Below are 20,305 nucleotides of genomic sequence, written 5' to 3'. Positions count from 1 at the left end.
GAGCAGGCGTCCCAAGGGCTCCGAGCGGGCCGCGGGCCGGGCATGGACAACGCATCTGAACGGCGTCGGAGCTGGAGCAACTGATGAACGAGAACGTCGATCTCCATGTACCGGTCCTCATCGTGGGCGGCTCGCTGGTGGGGCTGTCCGCTTCCCTCTTCCTCGGCCGGCTCGGCGTCGAGCACCTGCTGGTCGAGAAGCACGCGGCCACCTCGACGCATCCGCGTGGCCGGGGCAACAACGTGCGGACGATGGAGGTGTTCCGCCGGGCGGGGGTGGAGCGGGGCATCCGGGAGGCGGCCTCGGTGCTGGCGGACAACCACGGCATCCTGCAGGCGGGTTCGCTGACCGGGGACGACCAGGAGTGGCTGCTGCGCGAGATCGATCCGGGCGGGGCGCTCGCCCGGTTCAGCCCGACGGGCTGGTGCCTGTGCAGCCAGAACGACCTGGAACCGGTGCTGCTGGAGCGGGCGCGGGAGCAGGGCGGCGATCTGCGGTTCTCGACGGAGCTGCTGTCCTTCGACCCGGACGCCTCGGGTGTCTCCGCGGTGCTGAAGAACCGGGAGACCGGCGAGCACACGACCGTGCGGGCGGACTATCTGATCGCGGCGGACGGGCCGCGCAGCCCGGTCCGCGAGCAGCTGGGGATCGGCCGTTCGGGGGCGGGCGACCTGTTCCACAACGTGAGCGTCACCTTCCGGTCGCGCGGGCTGGCGGAGGTGCTGGGCGAGCGGCGTTTCATCGTGTGCTATCTGACGAACCCGGAGGCGGAGGGCGCTCTGCTGCCGGTGGACAACGAGCGGGAGTGGGTGTTCCACGCGCCGTGGCAGCCGGACCGGGGTGAGACGCTGGAGGACTTCACGGACGAGCGGTGCGCGCGCCACATCCGTACCGCGGTGGGCGCGCCGGACATCGATGTGGAGATCACCGGGAAGGCGCCGTGGCACGCGGCCGAGCGGGTGGCCGAGCGGTATGGGCGGGGGCGGGTGTTCCTGGCCGGTGACTCGGCGCACGAGATGTCGCCGACCGGGGCGTTCGGCTCGAACACCGGCATCCAGGACGCGCACAACCTGGCGTGGAAGCTGGCCGCCGTGCTGCGGGGCGAGGCGGGCCGGGGGCTGCTGGAGACGTACGGGCAGGAGCGGCTCCCGGTGGCGCGGGCGACCGGTGAGCGGGCGTCGGCGCGGTCCGGGGAGCACAGCCACCCCGGTTACGCGCCGCCGCCGTCGGTGGGCGGGGGCAAGCGGGGCGGGATGCTGAACGTGGCGCTGGGCTACCGGTATGTGGCGGGCGCGGTGCTGGGGGTGCCGGCGGACGCGGCGGTGGTGCCGGACGGGATGCGGCTGACGGGTGAACCGGGCAGCCGGGCGCCGCACATGTGGCTGCGCCGGGGCGGGGAGCGGATCTCCACGCTGGATCTGTACGAGCGCTCGTTCGTGCTGCTCGCGGACGGCTCCGACACGGTGTGGCGACGGGCGGCGTCGGAGGTCGCGGACCGGCTGGGCGTGCGGCTGGAGGCGTACGGCATCGGCGCGGGCGCGGAGCTGGAACCGGAGGACGGGGCGGACTGGGCCGGGGCGCACGGGACCGGGCGGGACGGCGCGGTCCTGGTGCGTCCCGACGGGTTCGTCGCCTGGCGTGCCCCGGCGGCCGCCGAGGACGCCGCGGCGACGCTGCACGAGGTGCTGGTGACGCTGCTGCGCCGGGACTGAGCGGCTGCCGGACCGGCCTCCGGGAGGCCGGTCCGCCCGTCAGCCGATGCCGAACGACCGGAGGGCCGCGAGGAATTCCTCCGGTCGTTCGGTGTGTACGAGATGTCCGGCGTCGAGGGTGACGAGCCGGGCACCGGGGATGCGGCGGGCGAGCGCGGCCATGCCCTCCTGCCGGATCTGGCTGCGGGGTCCGCCGCCGATGACGAGGGTGGGGGCGGTGATGGCGCCGAGGAGATCCAGCGAGGCCGGGTCCGGGGCGTTGAGTTGGGCGTCGACGGCCGGGACGAGGGACCAGTCGAAGTCCGTCTCGCCGCCGGGGTGCGCGGGGACGGGGCGCGGCGGGTCGAGCGGGACGGGCAGCGGCGCCTCCTCCAGGACCAGGCGGCCGATGAGGCCGGGGTGGCGGCCGGCGAGCAGGTAGGAGGCGGCGCCGCCCATGGAGTGCCCGACGACGGTGGCGCCGGCGAGGTTGCGGGCCTCCAGGAAGCCGTGCAGGTCGTCGCGGAACAGTTCGAGGCTGTAGCGGCCGGGCCAGTCGCTGAGGCCGTGGCCGCGGAAGTCGAAGGCGTACACGCGGTGGGTGGCGGCGAGCCGGGCGGCGATCCCGGCCCAGTCGCGGCTGTCGCCGCAGCGGCCGTGGGCGAGGACGACGGGCGGTGCGGCGGGGTCGCCCCAGACGCGGTACGCGAGCCGGGTGCCGCCGGCCAGGACGCTGTGCACCTCGGGGTCCAGGAACGCCTCGACGGTGCGGGCGAAGGCTCCGGCGTCGTCGATCCACGGGAAGTGGGCGGCGCCGCGCTGCACGGCGAACTCCGCGTGCGGGAAGAGCGCGGCCAGTCCGGCGGCCCGGCCGGGCGGGGTGACGGTGTCGTACTCTCCGGCCAGGACGAGGACGGGGGCCCGGAGGGTGCGCAGGGCGGGGACGGTGGCGGCCGGGTCGAAGGCGCCCGGGGCGGCGTAGCGGGCGGCGGCCTCGGCGTTGATCTGCGCGTCGGAGGCGGCCGCGTGCGCGCGTTCGGCGGTGCCCCAGCGGGCGTACAGGAACGGCCGGGTCCTGGCGCGCAGTTCGTCGCTCGGCCGGCCGGCCCAGATCTCCTCCAGGGCGGCGAGCGCGTCCTCGTACCAGGGTTCCGGGCCGCGCAGGGCGGCCGTCTCGCGGGCCTCGCGGCCGGCGGCGGGCAGGCCGGCGGCGCGGGTGGTGGGGGCGACCAGGACGAGGTTGCGCAGCCGGTGCGGGTGGCGGGCGGCGTAGAGCGCGGCGAGGTCGCCGGCCGCGGAGTGGGCGAGCAGGTCGACGCGGTCGAGGCCGAGGTGGGTGCGCAGGGCCTCGATGTCGTCGGTCTGCCGGTCGCAGCGGTAGGTGGCGGGGTCCTCGGGGGCGGCGGAGTCGCCGGTGCCGCGCGGATCGAGGAGGATCAGCCGCCGGCGGGCGGCGAGGCCGCCGAGGGTGCCGAGGTAGGCGCTCGCCCGCATGGCTCCGCCCGGCAGGCAGATCAGCGGGGCTCCCTCCCCCGCGATGCGGTAGGCCAGCTCGGTTCCGTCGTACGTGTGGAAGGTCGGCATGCCTCCATCCAAACAGGGCCGTCCGGGTGACGCGGGCGAGTTGGGCAGCCTGGTGGCGGCCGGGCCCCGGAGATGCGTCGCGCCCCTTGCCAGGGGGTGCGTGATCCTGCATTACTGCTCCCGGAGGAGACGACCGAATGATCGGTCGTCCGCACGGCGTACGGAACGGGGTGGCCCGCATGACGGCTCTGCCGGACGCGGCGGAACGGATGAGCCGCGACGGGCTCGAAGCCCTTCAGCTGGAGCGGCTGCGGGCCACGCTGCGCCACGCGTACGAGAACGTCGCGCACTACCGGACGGCGTTCGACCGGGCGGGGCTGCGGCCGGAGGACTGCCGTTCGCTGGCGGATCTGGCCCGGTTCCCGTTCACCACCAAGGCGGACCTGCGGGACAACTACCCGTTCGGGATGTTCGCGGTACCGGAGGCGGAGGTCCGTCGCGTCCATGCCTCCAGCGGCACGACGGGACGCCCGACCGTGGTCGGCTACACGCAGGGGGACCTGGACGTCTGGGCGGACGTGGTGGCGCGCTCCATCCGGGCGGCGGGCGGGCGGCCGGGTCACAAGGTGCATGTGGCGTACGGCTACGGCCTCTTCACCGGCGGTCTGGGCGCGCACTACGGGGCGGAGCGGCTGGGGTGCACGGTGATTCCGGCATCGGGCGGCATGACGGCCCGCCAGGTCCGGCTGATCCAGGACTTCCGGCCCGAGATCATCATGGTGACGCCCTCGTACATGCTGACCATCCTCGACGAGTTCGAGCGGCAGGGCGTCGATCCCCGGTCGACCTCGCTGCGGACGGGGATCTTCGGGGCGGAGCCGTGGACGCGGGAGATGCGGCGCGAGATCGAGGAGCGGTTCGCGATCGACGCGGTGGACATCTACGGCCTGTCGGAGGTGATGGGGCCGGGCGTGGCGCAGGAGTGCGTGGAGACGAAGGACGGTCCGCACATCTGGGAGGACCACTTCTATCCGGAGGTGGTCGACCCGGTCTCCGGGGAGGTGCTGCCCGAGGGGCAGAAGGGCGAGCTGGTGTTCACCTCGCTCACCAAGGAGGCCATGCCGGTGATCCGGTACCGGACGCGGGACCTGACCCGGCTACTGCCCGGCACGGCCCGGGTCTTCCGGCGCATGGAGCGGGTCACCGGGCGCAGCGACGATCTGGTGATCCTGCGCGGGGTGAACCTCTTTCCCACGCAGATCGAGGAGATCGTGCTGCGGACGCCGGGGGTGTCGCCGCACTTCCAGCTCCGGCTCACCCGTGAGGGCAGGCTCGATGTGCTGACGGTGCGGGCGGAGGCCCGGCCGGGGGCGACGCCGGAGCAGCGGGCGGCGGCGGCAGCGTCGGTGGCGGCGGCCGTCAAGGACGGCATCGGTGTCTCGGTGGGCGTGGAGATCCTCGATCCGGAGACGCTGGAGCGGTCGGTGGGCAAATTCCGGCGGATCGTGGACGAGCGCGGCGAGTAGGCCAACTGGCCTGCTGTCCGGCGGGGTTGCTGTGGCAGGATGGCCGGAGTGAGCCATTGTCCGCCGGGGGACTCGTGTTCTCCGGCCCGAGGGTTGGGAAGCGCCTCATGACGGCAGGTCAGATCGACACCAGCAGGCCGCATCCGGCCCGTGTCTACGACTACCTCCTGGGCGGCAAGGATCACTACCCCGTCGACCAGGCACTCGGCGAGCAGATGCCGGAGCCGGCGAAGGTGGGCGTCGCGCAGAACCGTTCCTTCATGCACCGGGCGGCCGCCTGGGCGGCGCGGGAGGGCATCGACCAGTTCCTGGACATCGGAACCGGCATCCCGACCCGGCCGAACCTCCACCAGATCGTCCAGGAGATCACCCCGGCGGCCCGGATCGTGTACACGGACAACGATCCGATCGTTCTGCGGCACGCGGAGGCGCTGCTCGTCAGCACCCCGGAGGGCGTCACCGACTATCTGAAAGCCGATGTGCGCGCTCCGGAGAAGATCCTCGACCACGCCCGTACGGTGCTGGACTTCGAGCGGCCCGTGGCGCTCTCGATGATCGCCCTGATGCACTTCCTGGCCGACTCGGACGATCCGTACGGCATCACCCGCACGCTGGTCGACGCGCTACCGGCCGGCAGCTGCCTGGCGCTCTCCCACTTCACCGTGGACTTCCTCGCCGCCCACCAGGAGGCGCTGGCCCGCTACCGGTCGAGCGGCATCACGCTGCAGCCGCGCAGCGGTGCGGAGGTGGCCCGCTTCTTCGACGGGCTCGACCTGGTCGCACCCGGTCTGGTGGCCGCCCCGCACTGGCACGGCACGCCCGCCCCGGAGCACGGGGAGATCCCCGACACCATCTACGCGGGCGTCGGCCGCGTGCGGGGGCGGGCGTGAGCGCGCCGGCCGCCGTCAGGCCAGGCGGTCGCGCAGTTCGCGCTTGAGGATCTTGCCGCTGGCGTTACGCGGGAGGCCGTCCGCGAACACGATCCGCTTCGGGGCCTTGAAGTGGGCGAGACGTTCGCGGGCGTGGCCGATCAGTTCCTCCTCGGTGGCCTCGCCCTTGAGGACGACGACGGCGGTGACGGCCTCGATCCAGCGCTCGTCGGGCAGCCCGACGACGGCCGTCTCGGCGACGGCGGGGTGGGTGTAGAGGGCGTCCTCGACCTGCCGGGACGCGACGAGCACCCCGCCGGAGTTGATGACGTCCTTCACCCGGTCCACGACCGTGAAGTAGCCCTCGGCGTCACGGACGGCGAGGTCGCCGGAGTGGAACCAGCCGTCGCGGAACGCCTCGGCGCTCTCCTCGGGCTTGTCCCAGTAGCCGGAGCACAGCTGGGGCGAGCGGTAGACCACCTCGCCGGCGGTGCCGTCGGGCACCTCGGCGCCGTTCTCGTCCACGATCCTGGCCTCGACGAAGAGGACGGGCCTGCCGCAGGAGTCCATCCGGCCCTCGTGCTCGTCGGGCCCCAGCACGGTGGCCAGCGGGCCGATCTCGCTCTGCCCGAAGCAGTTGTAGAAGGCCAGCCGGGGCAGCCGGCCGCGCAGGCGCTCCAGCACCGGGACGGGCATGATCGACGCCCCGTAGTACGCCTTGCGCAGCCCGCCCAGGTCGCGGGAGGCGAACTCGGGGTGGTTGGCGAGGCCGATCCACACGGTGGGCGGGGCGAAGAGGCTGTCGGCCCGCCCGGACTCGACCAGCTCGAAGATCCGGGCCGGGTCGGGGGCGTCCAGGACGGTGTTCTCGGCGCCCACCGCGAGATAGGGCAGCAGGAAGACGTGCATCTGCGCCGAGTGGTACAGCGGCAGCGCGTGGACGGGCCGGTCGCCTGCGCGCAGGTCGAGGGCGGTGACGGCGCTGACGTACTCGTGGACGAGGGCGCCGTTGGTCATCATCGCGCCCTTGGGGAGCGCGGTCGTCCCGGAGGTGTAGAGCAGCTGGACCAGGCCGTCGGCGCCCGGCTCGTGCGCGGGGGCGAAGGGGCGCGGGGTGGCGAGGCCGGTCAGCAGCGAGTCCCCGGCGTCGCGCAGCGCCCGTACGGCGAAGCCCTCCGGGAGCCGGTCCGCCAGGGCCGGGTCGGTCAGGACCAGGGAGCTGCCGGACTGGTTCAGGATGTACGCCAGGTCGTCGCCGGTGAGGTTCTGGTTGACCGGGACGTGGACCAGGCCGGCGCGGGCGCAGGCGAGGAACGCGATCAGATACGCGTCCGAGTTGTGGGCGTAGGCGGCGACCCGGTCCCCCGGACGCAGTCCGTGGTCCTCGGTGAGGACGGCGGCCGCGGTGGTGACGGCCGCGTCGAGCTCGCGGTAGGTCCAGGCCCGGTCGGCGTACCGCAGGGCGGTCCGTTCGGGGGTGCGCCGTGCGCTGCGGGTCACGACGCCGTCGACTGTGCTGCTGCGTACACCGGTCATGGCGTGATCCTGGGTGGCCGGGGCGCGGTGGTCAAGGGTCTCCCCCGCCGGGCCGGGCGGCACGCCGTACCCGTCCCCTCCCGCAGTACGTATGACGATGCGTCAGATTTATTGCGGCGCCGCCCTCTTCGGCGCGGCGGGTGGTGACAGTACCCTCTGCTTCGGCAGGAAGTTTCACGCTCGGAAGAGATTTCGAAAGTAACTTTCAGGCAGTGGGAAGGGATCGCGGATGACGCGGGACACGGCAGGCGGGGGCATCAGCAGAAGGCGGCTCGGAGGTGGGATGCTGGCCCTGGGCGGGGCACTCGCCCTGGCGCCCATCCCCTTCGCGGGCACGGCGTCCGCCACGGAGTCGGAGGCGACGTCGCCGGAGACGAACACGGGCCGGGGTGCCCGGCCGACGCTGCGGTACGGGTCGGCGGCCCGTGCCGGACTGCTGTCCGAGCCGCTCGACCGGCTGGTGACGGAGGCGGAGCGCTATCTGGACGCCTCGCCCCGCCACCCCTGGTACGCGGGCGCCGTGCTGCTCGCGGGCCGGGGCGGGACGGTGGCGCTGCACCGGCCGATCGGCAAGGCGGTGCGCTACTCGGCGTACGACGAGAAGACCGACACCGGCGTGGAGTTCCCCCCGGACCGGCAGATCCCGATGGCCGGGGACACGGTCTTCGACCTGGCGTCGGTCTCGAAGCTGTTCACCTCGATCCTGGCCGTGCAGCAGATCGAGCGCGGCGCGCTGGAGCTGGAGGCCCCGGTCGCCTCCTATCTGCCGGACTTCGCCCGCGGCGGCAAGCAGGACATCACCATCCGCCAGCTCCTCACCCACACCTCGGGGTTCCGGGCCTGGATTCCGCTCTACCTCGCGCCGACGCGGGAAGGGAAGCTGGAGCTGCTGTGGAACGAGGAGCCGGCCAGTGCGCCCGGTACGGCCTACCTCTACTCCGACCTGAACCTGATCTCGCTCCAGCTGGTCCTGGAGAAGCTGACCGGGCTGTCCCTGGACGTACTGCTGCGCGAGCGGATCACCGCCCCGCTCGGCATGCGGCGCACCCGGTACAACCCGCCCCCCTCCTGGAAGCCGAAGATCGCCGCCACCGAGGACGCCCGGCAGCCCTGGTCCGGCCTGGAACGGGGCCTGGTCTGGGGCGAGGTGCACGACGAGAACGCGTACAGCCTGGACGGGGTCGCCGGGCACGCCGGGGTGTTCTCCTGCGCCTGGGACCTCGCGATCCTGGCGCGCACCCTGCTCAACGGCGGGGTGTACGGCCGGGCCCGCATCCTCGCGGAGGACTCCGTCGATCTGCTCTTCACCGACTTCAACACGGCGTTCCCCGGTGACGAGCACGGCCTGGGCTTCGAGCTCTACCAGCACTGGTACATGGGCGCCATGGCCACGCCGCGTACGGCGGGGCATACGGGCTTCACCGGGACGAGCCTGGTCCTGGACCCGACGACGGACTCGTTCCTGATCGTCCTCGGCAACTCCGTGCACCCGGTGCGCGGCTGGCGCTCCGGCAGCGCGCCGCGCGTGGCCACCGCCAACCAGATGGCGCGGGCCGTCGCCGTCCGGCCGGCCCGCGGCCGTACGGCGTGGTTCTCCGGGATGGAGAGCGCCACCACGGCGACCCTGGCGCTGCCGCCGCTGGCCCTCGCCTCCTCGCGGGCCCGGCTGACCTGCGCGCTGTGGTGGGACACCGAACCGGCGTCGGACTTCCTGCTCCTGGAGTCCTCGACGGACGCCGGGGCCACCTGGCGGCCGGTCCCGTTCACCACCACCGCCACCGGCCGGGACCGGGGCGCCCGGCCCGAGGAGCATCCGGACGGCTCGCTCTCCGGCTGGTCGGGCCGCGTCTGGCACCGCCTGGACGCCGCTCTCGGCGGTCTGCGGGGTGCCGGGGTCCGGCTCAGATGGCGCTGCACCACGGATCAGCTGTACGTGGGCAGGGGCGTGTACGTGGACGCCATCAGGGTCGAGGACGGCGGCCGTACGGTCTTCGACGAGAGCAGGGCGCCGGACGCCCGGCGCATCGAGGCGGACGGCTGGGTGGCGTCGGCCGACTGACCGGCCCTCCGGGGACGCGGGGCGGGCGGGCCCGGCCGCCTGCCCCGTACCGGTGTCAGAGCGGTGGCCCGACCGGCTGCTGCCGGAGCGCGGCGACGTCCCGGTAGAGGTCGGCGGCCTCGCGGGCGCGGCCCAGCTGTTCGAGGCAGTGCGCCTCGTCGTCGCGGCCGGCCAGGGTGTCGGGGTGGGCGGCGCCCAGCAGCCGGGTCCGGGCGTCGGCGACCTGCCGGTAGACGGTGAGCGCCTGCGCCCAGCGGCCCAGCCAGCCGAGGGCGACGGCGACCTCGCGGCGGCTGACCAGGGTGTCCGGGTGGTCGGGGCCCAGTACGTGTTCCCGGGCGGCGCAGACCGCGCGCGCCTCCGCCAGGGCCTCGTCCCAGCGGGCCAGCCGGCCCAGGTTGACGCCCAGTCCGTGGCGGGCGCGCAGGGTCTCGGGGTCGTGGGGGCCGTTGACCCGCAGGCGGTCGGCGACGAGCGTGCGGTACAGCTCCAGGGCGTCCACGCTGCGGCCGAGCCGGCCCAGGCTGATGCCGACCTCGTAGCGGGTGGCGAGGGTGTCGGGGTGGTCGGCGCCCAGCAGCCGGGTCCGCGCCTCGGCGACCTGCCGGTAGGTGGTCAGAGCCTCCGTCCAGCGGCCGAGCCGGCCCAGCGCGTACCCGACCTCGTACAGCGTGACCAGCGTGTCGGGGTGGTCGGGGCCCAGCACGCGGGCGCGGGCCCCGGCCACGTCGTGGGCCATGCGGTAGGAGTCCTCCAGACGTCCCAGCCTGCTGAGGCTGAAGGCCAGGTTGTGGCGGCAGCGCAGCGTGTCGGGGTGGTCCGGGCCCGAGGCGCGCTCCCGCGACGCGAGCACGGCGCTGTGCAGTTCGTGGGCCTCGGCGTGCCGCCCGAGGCGGCCCAGCGCGTACGCCATCTGCTGCCGGGCGATGAGGGTCTCGCCGTGGTCGGGGCCGAGGAGGCGGGCCCGGTCCTCGGCGAGCCGGCCGAACTCGCGCAGCGCGTTCTCGGCGCGCTCCTTGCGCCCCGATGCGGAGCCGGGCGCGGGCGAGCCGGCGAGGGTGCCGGGCGGGGCGGGGTGCGGGGCGGCGCCGGTGGTCCAGGTGAGGGTGAGGCCGGCCGTGCGGTCGGGCGGGGCCAGGGGCGGGTGTCCGGTGACGGTGGCCTTGTGGCCGCCGGTCATCGTCGCCGCCCAGGCGGGCAGTCCGGGCGTGGTGCGGCTGCCCTGGGTGACGGGGGCGGGCGGGGCGAGCGGCAGCCGGCCGGCGGGTTCCGCGAAGGGCTGTTCGCCGGTGCGGCCGACGGCGATGCGGCGGCGCAGGTCGTGGGCGTCGGCCGGGCGCTCCTCGGGGGTCTTGGCGAGCAGGTCCAGGACGACGCGGTCGAAGAACCCGGGCAGTTCGGCGCGGTGGGAGCGCGGCGGCTCGGGCGTGGTGTCGCGGTGGCCGACGAGGATGCCCCAGGAGTCCTCCATGTCGAAGGGCGGGGCGCCGGTCGCGATCTCGTACAGCACGCAGCCCAGCGAGTACAGGTCGCTGCGGTGGTCCACCTGGCCGCCGCTGATCTGCTCCGGGGACATGTAGTGCGGGGTGCCCATCGCGACGCCGACCCCGGTGAGCCGGGAGGTGACCGGAATGCCGTGGCCGGGCCGGGCTATGCCGAAGTCGCAGATCTTCACCGTGCCGTCGGACAGCCGCATGATGTTGGCGGGCTTGAGGTCGCGGTGGACGATGCCCTGCTGGTGGGTGTAGCCGAGGGCGTCGGCGACCTGTTCGGCGATGTCCACGATGTCGTCCACGGGCAGCGGGTTCTGCTCGTTGTCCTCCAGGAGCTGGCTGAGGTTGCGGCCGTCCAGCAGCTCCATCACGAGGTAGAGCACGCCCTCGTACTCGCCGAAGTCGTGCACGACGGTGACGCCCCGGTGCTGGAGCGCGGCGGCGACCCGCGCCTCGCGGCGGAAGCGCTCGCGGACGACGCGGGTGTGGTCCTTGTCGTGCCGGCCGCTCATCGGCTTGAGGCATTTGACGGCGACCTGGCGGCCCAGCGCTTCGTCGCGGGCACGCCACACCTCGCCCATGCCGCCCCGCCCGATCAGGTCGAGCAGCCGGTACCGGCTCTGGATCAGCCTGGTCTCCGCCATCCCTGTTGCCGCCCCCGTCGTTCCGCCCGCTGTCGCCGCGCCCTCCCCGGCGCGTCCAGTATGGCTGCCTGCCTCTTCAGTGTGTACGGGGTGGGGCGGCTGCCGGGTCCGAGGCGCGCCATCGCGCCCATGATGTGACCGGGCGGCAGCCGCCACCGCAGCCGGGCGGGGACGGCGCGCAGCAGGGCGCCGGTGGTGCGCAGCCTGCGGTCCACGGCGGCGGGCGGCGGCGCGGCCCTGCCGTACAGCTCGTGGGCGAACGGCGGCAGGGACTGGTAGGCGAGGTCCGCCGCGTGCCGCCAGAGCAGGGCGCGGGCCGGGACGAGGAGGGGGTGGACGGGCGGCCGGTGCAGGAAGCGGGCGACGTCCAGCGCCTCCGGGGTCCGGGCGAGGGCGGGCCGTACGCGGGCGAAGTAGCCGGCGAGTTCGGCGGTCGTCGCGGGGACGTCGTCGGGGTCGAGGCCGACCAGGCGGGCGCTGTGCCGGTGTTCACCGATGTACCGGTCGGCCTGCCGGGCGGTGAGCGGGTAGCCGGAGCGGAGCAGGACCTGAAGGTAGGAGTCGGCCTCGGCGCAGTGCACCCACAGCAGCAGTTCGGGCTCGTCGACGCCGCAGGTGCGGCCGGTCGCCGGGTCGGTGACCGTGAGGTGGCGGTGGATCTTCCGGACCCGCGCGCCCGCCTTCTCGGCGGCTTCGGTGGTGCCGTACGTGAGGGTGCCGACGAAGCCCGCGGTGCGCATGAGCCGGCCCCAGGCGTCGTCCCGGAAGTCGGAGTTCTGGGTGACGCCGCGCACCGCGAGCGGGTGGAGGGCCTGGAGGTGGAGGGCGCGTACCCCGGCGATCCACATCATCGGGTCGGCGTGCAGTTGCCAGGTGACCGACGCGGGTCCGAAGAGTCCGGGGTCGGCTTCCGTCATGTGGGTGTCCCTCCCGCTCGGTGGCGGCCCGGAGCCGGGCCGCCGGACGCCCCCAGTGTGGCCGGGGGCGCGCGGACGGTCGAGGAGGGCGGCGGACCGGCGGGCGAGGAGGCTGGCGGACCGGCGGGCGAGGAGGGCGGCGGAGCGACGGGCGAGGAGGGCGGCGGAGCGACGGGCGCATTGCCATACTGCTCCGATGACCAACGCACCTTCCTCCGTCCTGGATTCGCTGTCCGGACTCGCCTTCGGTGACGCCTTCGGCGACCGCTGGTTCGGCATCCTGCGGCGCGAGGGTCCCGAGCCCCTGGAGTCGCGGACGCCGCCCCCGGAGCCGGTGTGGCGGTGGAGCGACGACACCGCCCAGGCGCTGGTCCTGGTCCGCGAACTCGCCGAGGGGGACGGCATCGTGGACCAGGACCGGTTCGCCCGGCGCCTGGCCGAGGAGTACGCGGCCGACACGCACCGCGGGTACGGGGCCTCGATGCACGACGTGCTGCGCCGGATCGGCGCGGGCGAGCCCTGGCGGGAACTGGTGGCCGCACAGTTCCAGGGCATGGGCTCATGGGGGAACGGGGCGGCGATGCGCGTCGCCCCGCTCGGCGCCTGGCACGCCGCCGACCTGGACACCGTCGTCGAGCAGGCCGCCCGGCAGAGCGCCGTCTCGCACCACCACCCGGAGGCGGCCGCCGGGGCGGTGGCGGTCGCCGTCGCGGCGGCGCTGGCCACGCGCGGCCGGGGCGGCCCGGCGCCCGAGCGCGGCGCGTTCCTCCGGGAGGTGGCCGCGCACCTGCCGGACAGCGAGGTGCGCTCGGGCGTCCGGATCGCGGCCCGGATGCCCGCCCGCACCTCGGTCCGCCACGCCGCGGAGGTCCTGGGCTCCGGCTACCGGATGTCCGGGCCCGACACCGTCCCCTTCGCGCTGTGGTGTGCGGCGGGCCATCCGGACGATCTGGAGGAGGGCCTGTGGGTCACCGTCGGCGGCCGCGGGGACATTGACACGACCTGCGCCATCGCGGGCGGGGTGATCGCCGCGCGTACGGGCGTGGCCGCTCTTCCGCCCGCCTGGCGGGCGGCGCGGGAGCCGCTGCCCCTGGACCGCGTACCGCGGCTCAGCGCTTGACGGCGCGCAGCACCACGAACTTCGGGTCGCCCGCGACCGTCTGACAGTTGCCGAAGACGCGGCGCAGGGTGGTGTGGTGGCCCAGGTGCCGGTTGGCGACGACCCACAGCTCGCCGCCCCGGCGCAGGGCGCGCCGCGCGCCGTGGAACATGCTCCGGGCGGTGGCGTCGGTGGTGGCCTGGTGCGAGTGGAACGGCGGGTTGTTGAGGACCAGGTCGGCGCTGCCGGGCTCGGCGCCGGCCAGGCCGTCCCCGACGACGAAGCTCGCCCGTGCGCCGGGTCCGGTGTTGGCGCGGAAGGTCTCCTCGGCGGAGGCGACGGCCTGGTGGGACTCGTCGATGAAGGTGAGGGTGGCGTCCGGGTTGGCGAGGGCGGCGGCGAGGCCGAGGACGCCGTTGCCGCAGCCGAGGTCCACGACCCGGTCCGGCCCGGTGCGGTCCGGCAGGTGCTTGAGGAAGAAGCGGGTGCCGATGTCGAGCCGGTCGGCGCAGAAGATCCCGGCGTGGTTGGTGACGGTGTGCCCGGCGGCCGCTCCGGCGTCCGGGGGCAGTGCGTAGCGCAGGGGCCAGGGGCTGGGGGTGCGCGGCAGGGCCGGGTCCGGGGTGCAGTGGATGAGCCGGGCCTTGCGCACGGCGAGGGAGGTGCGGGTGGGGCCGATGATGCGCTCGAACAGGGCGAGGGTCGAGGTGTGGATCTCCTTGACCATGCCGGTGCCGATGACGAGGGTGCCGGCGTGCACGGCGGGCGCGAGCCGGTGGAGCTGGTCCTCCAGGAAGGCGAGGCTCTTGGGTACGCGGACGAGCAGGACGTCGATGCGGTCCGGCGGGGTGTCGCGCGGGGAGAGCAGGCGCACGGCGTCCGCGGGCAGGCCGTTGCGCGCGAGGTTCGCGGCGGTCGCCCGCTGCCCGAGGCAGGAGTCGCTGATCTGCACCGGGTGGTGGCCGGCGAGCGCGGTGCTCAGAGCGCCCCAGCGGTCCCCGACCACGACGACGCGGCCCTCGACGGCGACCGGGGCGGCGCCCTCGGTGCCCTCCAGGTGCTGGAGCAGATAGGCGTCGGCCGCGTCCCAGGCACGGAGCGGGTCGCGGGGGTCCTCGGGGAAGCGGGCGAGGTCGTAACCGCCCGCTGACGTCGTCAAACGGTTCATTGTGCGTTCAGGCTAACCGAGCCGGGTCCGGCGCCCGTACTGCCGTACGGCGCGACGGCCGCTGCCGTCGCGCCGGGTGCGTGCGCCTGGTGCGCCGTGCGTGCCGTCTACGGCAGTCGCTTGTCGATGGCCGCCCGGCCCTCCCTGGCCAGGGTGCGTTCCGCCCATTCGAGGTTGGCCGGGGTCAGGTCCTTCCCCGACGCGAGCACCAGGTCCTCCGCGGACGGGTCGTCGGTGGCGCCGGTGTGCAAGAGGTCGTCCGGAGTCACGCCTCGGACGTCGGATACGGAATCGGACTCGTCGCTCATGCCGCCTCCCTTTCCTTCCCGTCATTCTCGCCCGCCGCCGACGCCGCCGCATCCGAGGCCGGGCGCGGCCCGCGAGGCGGGCGCCGCGCCCTCACTTGACCTGCACATGATAGATACGCGGCGTTCACACATCGTGACGGTCCGCATGGGACGCTCCCGCGTACACATAGCGGACACCACTCACCGCGGAACCGTTTCCCCACCCCCGACGGCGCCGCGGTGCGTGCATTCCCGGAGAGGACACCCCACATGTCCCGTCGCCACCTTCCCGCGCGCGGCGCCCTGCCCGTCGCGCTCGCCGCCCTCGCGGCGCTCACCGGCACGGCGGCCGCCGCGCCCGCACCGCTGCCCTCCCCCACCGCCGCGACCTCCACCACCGCGGCCGGCTCCTCGCTCTCCGCGCTCGACGACACCTACTACGAGGACGCGTCCGGCAGGACCGGCACCGCGCTCAAGAACGCCCTGCACACGATCATCAGCGACCAGAGCAGGCTCAGCTACAGCCAGGTCTGGAACGCCCTGAAGGACACCGACCAGGACCCGGCCGACTCCACCCACGTCATCCTGCTGTACACCGGGCGCTCGGAGCCCAAGAGCGACAACGGCGGCAACGTCGGCCAGTGGAACCGGGAGCACGTCTGGGCCAAGTCCCACGGCGACTTCGGCACGGCCACCGGCCCCGGCACCGACATCCACCATCTGCGCCCGGCCGACGTCCAGGTCAACTCCGTACGGGGCAACAAGGACTTCGACAACGGCGGCAGCCAGGTGAGCAACGCGCCGGGCAACTACACCGACAGCAACTCCTTCGAACCGCGCGACGCCGTCAAGGGCGACGTGGCCCGCATGATCCTCTACATGGCGGTGCGCTACGAGGGCGACGACGCCTTCCCCGACCTGGAGCCCAACGACAAGGTGTCGAACGGGTCCGCCCCGTACATGGGCCGGCTCTCCGTACTCAAGCAGTGGAACGAGCAGGACCCGCCGGACTCCTTCGAGAAGCGGCGCAACGACGTCATATACGAGCGGTACCAGCACAACCGGAACCCGTTCGTGGACCACCCGGAGTGGGTGGAGGCCATCTGGTGACGGCCTCCCGCTGAGCGGCGCACGGGCCGCCGGCCGTCAGCCCCGTTCCGCCTGGGCGACCCGGGGGAACGACTTGACGCCGGCGGCCTTCGCGCTGTTGGCGTGCTGGCTGACCGTCTCGCCGGGCGCCACGTCGGAGAAGCCGAGCACCACGGAGTCCAGCACCTTGTCCGAGGAGTCGACGAACTCGACGCGCACCGCGAAGAACGCCGCGTCGTCGCCCCGGTTCGTCACGCGGACCAGGGCGCTGCGGAACTTCTCGCCGGACCGGACCGCGATGCCACTGACGGAGACGTCGTCGATCGCGTCGCCCTTGCCCTTCACGCCCTTGAGGGTCGCCGCGGCCTTCTGCCGGTTGCGCTCCGCGTCGGCGGAGACCGAGGCGGCGAACTCGTCCGGGGTGCGCCCGCGGGGGCTGGCGCTCGGGCTCGCCTCCGGCTCGGCGGACAAGGTGCGGGTGGACCGGGCGGTGCCCGGCGACGAGGTGTCGGAGTCACCGCAGGCGGCGGCGCCCGCGACGAGCAGCGCGGTGAGTACGGCGGGGGTCAGGCCGCGGGCCACCCGGCCCGGAAGGGGGCGCCGCACGGGGCCGGTCCGGTTCACAAACGCTCCGTCCACTGAAGCGGGCGCGGGAGACAGGGCTCCTCGCACCCGGAATGACCAACTCGCCCATATTAGGATCAAACGGTATGAATTGACTCGTTGACTCGTAGAAATCACCCGCTCCGTAACGCGGTGCGCCAATCCCCAGGGAGGGAACTGATGGACACGGACGTCCTGACCGCCGGCCTGCTGCAGGAGCTGCGCGCGACCAGGCCCTATCCGGCCCTGTCCCTGACCATGCCGACCCACCGGCGTGCCCCGGACAACGCCCAGGACCCCGTACGGCTGCGCAATCTGCTGTCCGAGGCCCACAACCGGCTGGAGGCCGACCCGGCCGTCTCCCGCGAGACCTGCGCGGCGATCAAGCGGCAACTGGAGCGCGCAGTCTCGGAACTCGACCAGCGCCGGGCGCTGGACGCGCTGGTGCTGCTGGCGACCGCCGACGAGTACCGGATCTGGCGACTGCCGCGTACCGCACCCGAACGGGTGGTGCTCAGCGACAGCTACCTCACCCACAACCTGGTCGCCGCGAAGGCCCAGGCCCGGCCCTTCTGGGCGCTGACCGTGGCCGCCGACCACGCCGCCCTCTTCAGCGGCACCACCGAGTCCGCGCAGGAGGCCCGGATCGGCGGATTCCCGCTGACCGCCCCGCGCGAGGAGTTCAACCCGCAGCGCATGGAGCGCACCGGCGACACGCCGAGCAACTTCGCCAACGAGGACACCAAGCTCTTCCTGCGCACGGTGGACGAGAAGCTGCGCGCCGTGCTGGCCACCGACCCGCGTCCGCTGTACCTGGTCGGCATCGCCCCCGCGCTCGCCCTGTTCGACGAGGCCGGGCAGTGCGCGAAGGACGCGGTGGGCCGGGTCACCAAGGGCGCGCCGGCCGACAACGCGCCCCGTGAACTGCTCACCGAGCTGCGCCCCGCCCTGGACGCCCGGCGCGCCCGCTTCGCGGCGGAGATCGACGCCAGGCTCGACGCGGCGCGCGGCCGCAAGGCGTTCGCCGGGGGCCTGGACGAGGTGTGGGCCGCGGTGCGCGAGGGGCGCGCCGGGCTGGTGGCGGTGGAGGAGCACTACCAGCAGACGGTGCGGATGGACGAGGAACATCTCCGGCCGGTCACCGACGAGGTGGTGGACCCGGCCGACGTGACCATCCGCGAGGACATCGTGGACGAGTTGGTGGAGGCGGCGCTGGACAGCGGGGCCGAGGTGTACTTCGTCGCCGACGGCTCCCTCGAGGCGCACGGCCGGATCGCGGCGGAACTGCGCTTCTAGACCGGCCCGGCGCGCACGGCCGGCCCGGCGCGACGGGTGAGGGCCCGGACGGAACTCTCCGTCCGGGCCCTCGCCGTATGCCGCGCGCTCAGCCCTCCCAGGACCAGTCGGCCACCTCGGGCAGGTCGGTGCCGTGTTCGCGAATCCAGGCGTGGTGGCGGGTGCGGGTGTCCGCCATCTCCTGACGCACCGCCACCGCGCGGACGCCGAGGCCGGGGACCCGGTCGATCACGTCCATGACCAGCCGGTAGCGGTCGAGGTCGTTGCGGACGACCATGTCGAAGGGCGTGGTCGTGGTGCCCTCCTCCTTGTAGCCGCGCACATGCAGATCGCCGTGCCCGGCGCGGCAGTAGGCCAGCCGGTGGATCAGCCAGGGGTAGCCGTGGTACGCGAAGACGACCGGCCTGCCCCGGGTGAACAGCGCGTCGTACTCGGAGTCCGGCATGCCGTGCGGATGCTCGGAGTGCGGCATGAGCCGGGCCATGTCGACCACGTTGACCACCCGTACGGCCAGCTCCGGCAGATGGCGCCGCAGCAGCTGGGCGGCCGCCAGGGTCTCCAGCGTGGGTACGTCGCCGGCGCAGGCGAGGACGACGTCGGGCTCGCGGCCGCCGTCCTCGGTGCCCGCCCACTCCCAGACGCCGGCGCCGCGCGCGCAGTGCACCCGTGCCTGGTCCAGGGTCAGCCAGTCGAAACTCGGCTGCTTCCCGGCGACGATGACGTTGACGTAGTCCCGGCTGCGCAGCGCGTGGTCGGCCACGGAGAGCAGGGTGTTGGCGTCGGGCGGCAGGTAGACCCGGACGACCTCGGGGCTCTTGTTGAGGACGTGGTCGACGAACCCCGGGTCCTGGTGCGAGAAGCCGTTGTGGTCCTGGCGCCAGACGTGCGAGGTGAGCAGGTAGTTGAGCGAGGCGATGGGACGGCGCCAGGCGAGCCGGCGCGAGGTGCGCAGCCATTTGATGTGCTGGTTGACCATCGAGTCCACGATGTGCGCGAACGCCTCGTAGCAGGAGAACAGCCCGTGCCGGCCGGTCAGCAGATAGCCCTCCAGCCAGCCCTGGCACAGATGCTCGGACAGCACCTCCATCACCCGGCCGTCGCGGGAGAGGTGCTCGTCGGTCGGGAGGGTGCGGGCCTGCCACGCCTTGCCGCTGGCCTCGTAGACCGCGTCGAGCCGGTTGGAGGCGGTCTCGTCGGGGCCGACGAGCCGGAAGTCCCTGCGGTCGGCGGTGGCCGCCATGACCGCTTCCAGGAGGCCGCCCAGGACGCGGGTGGGCTCGCGCAGCGTACGGCCGGGCCGGTCCACCGGGACGGCGAACCCGTCCAGGTCCGGGATGGGCAGGTCGCGCAGGAACAGGCCGCCGTTGGCGTACGGGGAGGCGCCCAGGCGCAGGTCGCCCTCGGGGACGCAGGCCAGCACCTGTTCGGTGGGGCGGCCGTCGGCGTCGAAGAGTTCGGCGGGCCGGTAGGAGCGGAGCCATGCCTCCAGCCGGCGCAGGTGGTCGGGGTTCTCGCGGACGCCGGGCAGCGGGACCTGGTGGGCGCGCCAGGTGCCTTCGACGGGCACGCCGTCCACCTCGGCGGGCCCGGTCCAGCCCTTCGGGGTGCGCAGGACGATCATCGGCCAGCGCGGCCGCCCGGTGTCGCCGCCGGTCCGGGCGGCGGCCTGGATCTCCGCGACGCGGTCGGCCGCGCGGTCCATCGCGAGGGCCATGGCCCGGTGCACGGCGCGCGGTTCGTCGCCCTCGACGTAGAGGGGGTCGTGGCCGTAGCCGCGCAGCAGGGCGTCGAGTTCGGTGTGCGGGAGGCGGGCGAGCACGGTCGGGTTGGCGATCTTGTAGCCGTTGAGGTGGAGGACCGGCAGGACGGCTCCGTCGTGGACGGGGTCGAGGAACTTGTTGGCGTGCCAGGACCCGGCGAGCGGTCCGGTCTCCGCCTCGCCGTCGCCGATGACGCAGGTGACCAGCAGCTCCGGGTGGTCGAGCGCGGCTCCGTAGGCGTGGCCGAGGGAGTAGCCGAGCTCGCCGCCCTCGTGGATGGAGCCGGGGGTCTCGGGGGCGACGTGGCTGGGGACGCCGCCGGGGAAGGAGAACTGCTTGAACAGCCGGCCCATGCCCTCGGCGTCCCGGCCGATGTCGGGGTAGATCTCCGAGTAGCTGCCTTCCAGCCAGGAGCCGGCGAGGACGGCGGGCCCGCCGTGGCCGGGGCCCCAGACGCACAGGGCGCGGGTGCCGCGGGCGCGGACGAGGCGGTTGAGGTGGGTGTAGACGAGGTTGAGCCCCGGTGAGGTGCCCCAGTGTCCGAGCAGCCGGGGTTTGATGTGCTCGGGGGCGAGCGGCCGGGTCAGCAGGGGGTTGTCCATCAGGTAGATCTGGCCGGCGGCCAGGTAGTTGGCGGCCCGCCAGTGCGCGTCGAGCGCGTCGATCTCCTCGTCGCCGGGGCCGGTCGCCTGCGGGGGCTGCGGGGGCTGCGGTGGGGCGTCGCTCATGGTCGTGCCTCTCTGC

Annotated in this window: 15 protein-coding genes; 7 read left to right on the top strand and 8 right to left on the bottom strand. The window is 73.9% G+C overall.

Annotation, left to right across the window (positions count from 1 at the left end):
- Window positions 1-83: 83 nt before the first annotated feature.
- Window positions 84-1,712, top strand: a complete 1,629-nt coding sequence (locus DNK56_RS16995; protein ID WP_111334949.1) for an FAD-dependent oxidoreductase — start codon at window positions 84-86, stop codon at window positions 1,710-1,712.
- A 39-nt stretch (window positions 1,713-1,751) separates the two neighbouring features.
- On the opposite strand, the gene DNK56_RS16990 is transcribed toward DNK56_RS16995, so the two are convergent.
- Complete coding sequence (locus DNK56_RS16990; protein WP_111334948.1) at window positions 1,752-3,275, bottom strand: alpha/beta fold hydrolase; 1,524 nt, start codon at window positions 3,273-3,275, stop codon at window positions 1,752-1,754.
- 179 nt (window positions 3,276-3,454) lie between these two features.
- On the opposite strand from DNK56_RS16990, the gene paaK reads away from it, so the two are divergent.
- Together paaK and DNK56_RS16980 are read left to right on the top strand one after the other, a co-directional pair.
- Window positions 3,455-4,741: a phenylacetate--CoA ligase PaaK gene (gene paaK / locus DNK56_RS16985; RefSeq protein WP_111335912.1), complete on the top strand. Its 1,287-nt coding sequence runs from the start codon at window positions 3,455-3,457 to the stop codon at window positions 4,739-4,741.
- 107 nt (window positions 4,742-4,848) lie between these two features.
- Window positions 4,849-5,631, top strand: a complete 783-nt coding sequence (locus DNK56_RS16980; protein WP_111334947.1) for an SAM-dependent methyltransferase — start codon at window positions 4,849-4,851, stop codon at window positions 5,629-5,631.
- 15 nt (window positions 5,632-5,646) lie between these two features.
- Here DNK56_RS16980 and DNK56_RS16975 read toward each other — a convergent pair whose 3' ends face one another.
- A complete protein-coding gene (locus DNK56_RS16975) occupies window positions 5,647-7,146 on the bottom strand; it encodes an acyl-CoA synthetase (protein WP_111334945.1) in 1,500 nt (499 codons plus the stop codon).
- A gap of 229 nt (window positions 7,147-7,375) precedes the next feature.
- On the opposite strand from DNK56_RS16975, the gene DNK56_RS16970 reads away from it, so the two are divergent.
- Window positions 7,376-9,205 carry a serine hydrolase domain-containing protein gene (locus DNK56_RS16970; protein ID WP_111334943.1) on the top strand — a complete coding sequence of 610 codons (1,830 nt, stop codon included), beginning with the start codon at window positions 7,376-7,378 and terminating at the stop codon, window positions 9,203-9,205.
- Between the two features lie 55 nt (window positions 9,206-9,260).
- Here DNK56_RS16970 and DNK56_RS16965 read toward each other — a convergent pair whose 3' ends face one another.
- Together DNK56_RS16965 and DNK56_RS16960 are read right to left on the bottom strand one after the other, a co-directional pair.
- Window positions 9,261-11,342 carry a serine/threonine-protein kinase gene (locus tag DNK56_RS16965; protein WP_111334941.1) on the bottom strand — a complete coding sequence of 694 codons (2,082 nt, stop codon included), beginning with the start codon at window positions 11,340-11,342 and terminating at the stop codon, window positions 9,261-9,263.
- The gene (locus DNK56_RS16960) at window positions 11,324-12,259 is read right to left on the bottom strand and encodes an oxygenase MpaB family protein (protein ID WP_111334939.1); all 936 of its coding nucleotides are present in this window, start codon (window positions 12,257-12,259) and stop codon (window positions 11,324-11,326) included. Before DNK56_RS16960 ends, DNK56_RS16965 begins: the two co-directional genes overlap by 19 nt.
- Before the next feature lie 196 nt (window positions 12,260-12,455).
- Between DNK56_RS16960 and DNK56_RS16950 the strand changes: the two genes are divergently transcribed.
- Complete coding sequence (locus DNK56_RS16950) at window positions 12,456-13,379, top strand: ADP-ribosylglycohydrolase family protein (RefSeq protein ID WP_111334935.1); 924 nt, start codon at window positions 12,456-12,458, stop codon at window positions 13,377-13,379.
- Here DNK56_RS16950 and DNK56_RS16945 read toward each other — a convergent pair.
- Both DNK56_RS16945 and DNK56_RS16940 read right to left on the bottom strand, forming a co-directional pair.
- Entirely contained in the window at window positions 13,369-14,526 is a 1,158-nt protein-coding gene (locus tag DNK56_RS16945; RefSeq protein WP_111334933.1) for a methyltransferase, read from the bottom strand. The genes DNK56_RS16950 and DNK56_RS16945 overlap by 11 nt on opposite strands.
- A gap of 107 nt (window positions 14,527-14,633) precedes the next feature.
- A complete protein-coding gene (locus DNK56_RS16940; protein WP_111334931.1) occupies window positions 14,634-14,834 on the bottom strand; it encodes a hypothetical protein in 201 nt (66 codons plus the stop codon).
- A 249-nt stretch (window positions 14,835-15,083) separates the two neighbouring features.
- On the opposite strand from DNK56_RS16940, the gene DNK56_RS16935 reads away from it, so the two are divergent.
- Window positions 15,084-15,923 carry an endonuclease I family protein gene (locus DNK56_RS16935; protein ID WP_111334929.1) on the top strand — a complete coding sequence of 280 codons (840 nt, stop codon included), beginning with the start codon at window positions 15,084-15,086 and terminating at the stop codon, window positions 15,921-15,923.
- Window positions 15,924-15,959: 36 nt separating this feature from the next.
- Here DNK56_RS16935 and DNK56_RS16930 read toward each other — a convergent pair whose 3' ends face one another.
- Window positions 15,960-16,526, bottom strand: a complete 567-nt coding sequence (locus DNK56_RS16930) for a hypothetical protein (RefSeq protein WP_111334927.1) — start codon at window positions 16,524-16,526, stop codon at window positions 15,960-15,962.
- 159 nt (window positions 16,527-16,685) lie between these two features.
- Between DNK56_RS16930 and DNK56_RS16925 the strand changes: the two genes are divergently transcribed.
- A complete protein-coding gene (locus tag DNK56_RS16925; protein WP_111334924.1) occupies window positions 16,686-17,801 on the top strand; it encodes a baeRF3 domain-containing protein in 1,116 nt (371 codons plus the stop codon).
- A gap of 88 nt (window positions 17,802-17,889) precedes the next feature.
- On the opposite strand, the gene DNK56_RS16920 is transcribed toward DNK56_RS16925, so the two are convergent.
- The gene (locus DNK56_RS16920; RefSeq protein ID WP_111334922.1) at window positions 17,890-20,289 is read right to left on the bottom strand and encodes a phosphoketolase family protein; all 2,400 of its coding nucleotides are present in this window, start codon (window positions 20,287-20,289) and stop codon (window positions 17,890-17,892) included.
- Window positions 20,290-20,305 lie beyond the last annotated feature (16 nt).

Source organism: Streptomyces sp. AC1-42W (assembly GCF_003248355.1).
Lineage (GTDB): Bacteria > Actinomycetota > Actinomycetes > Streptomycetales > Streptomycetaceae > Streptomyces.
The sequence above is the reverse complement of the archived record's forward strand: the minus strand, read 5'-3'. Positions and strand labels throughout refer to the sequence as shown.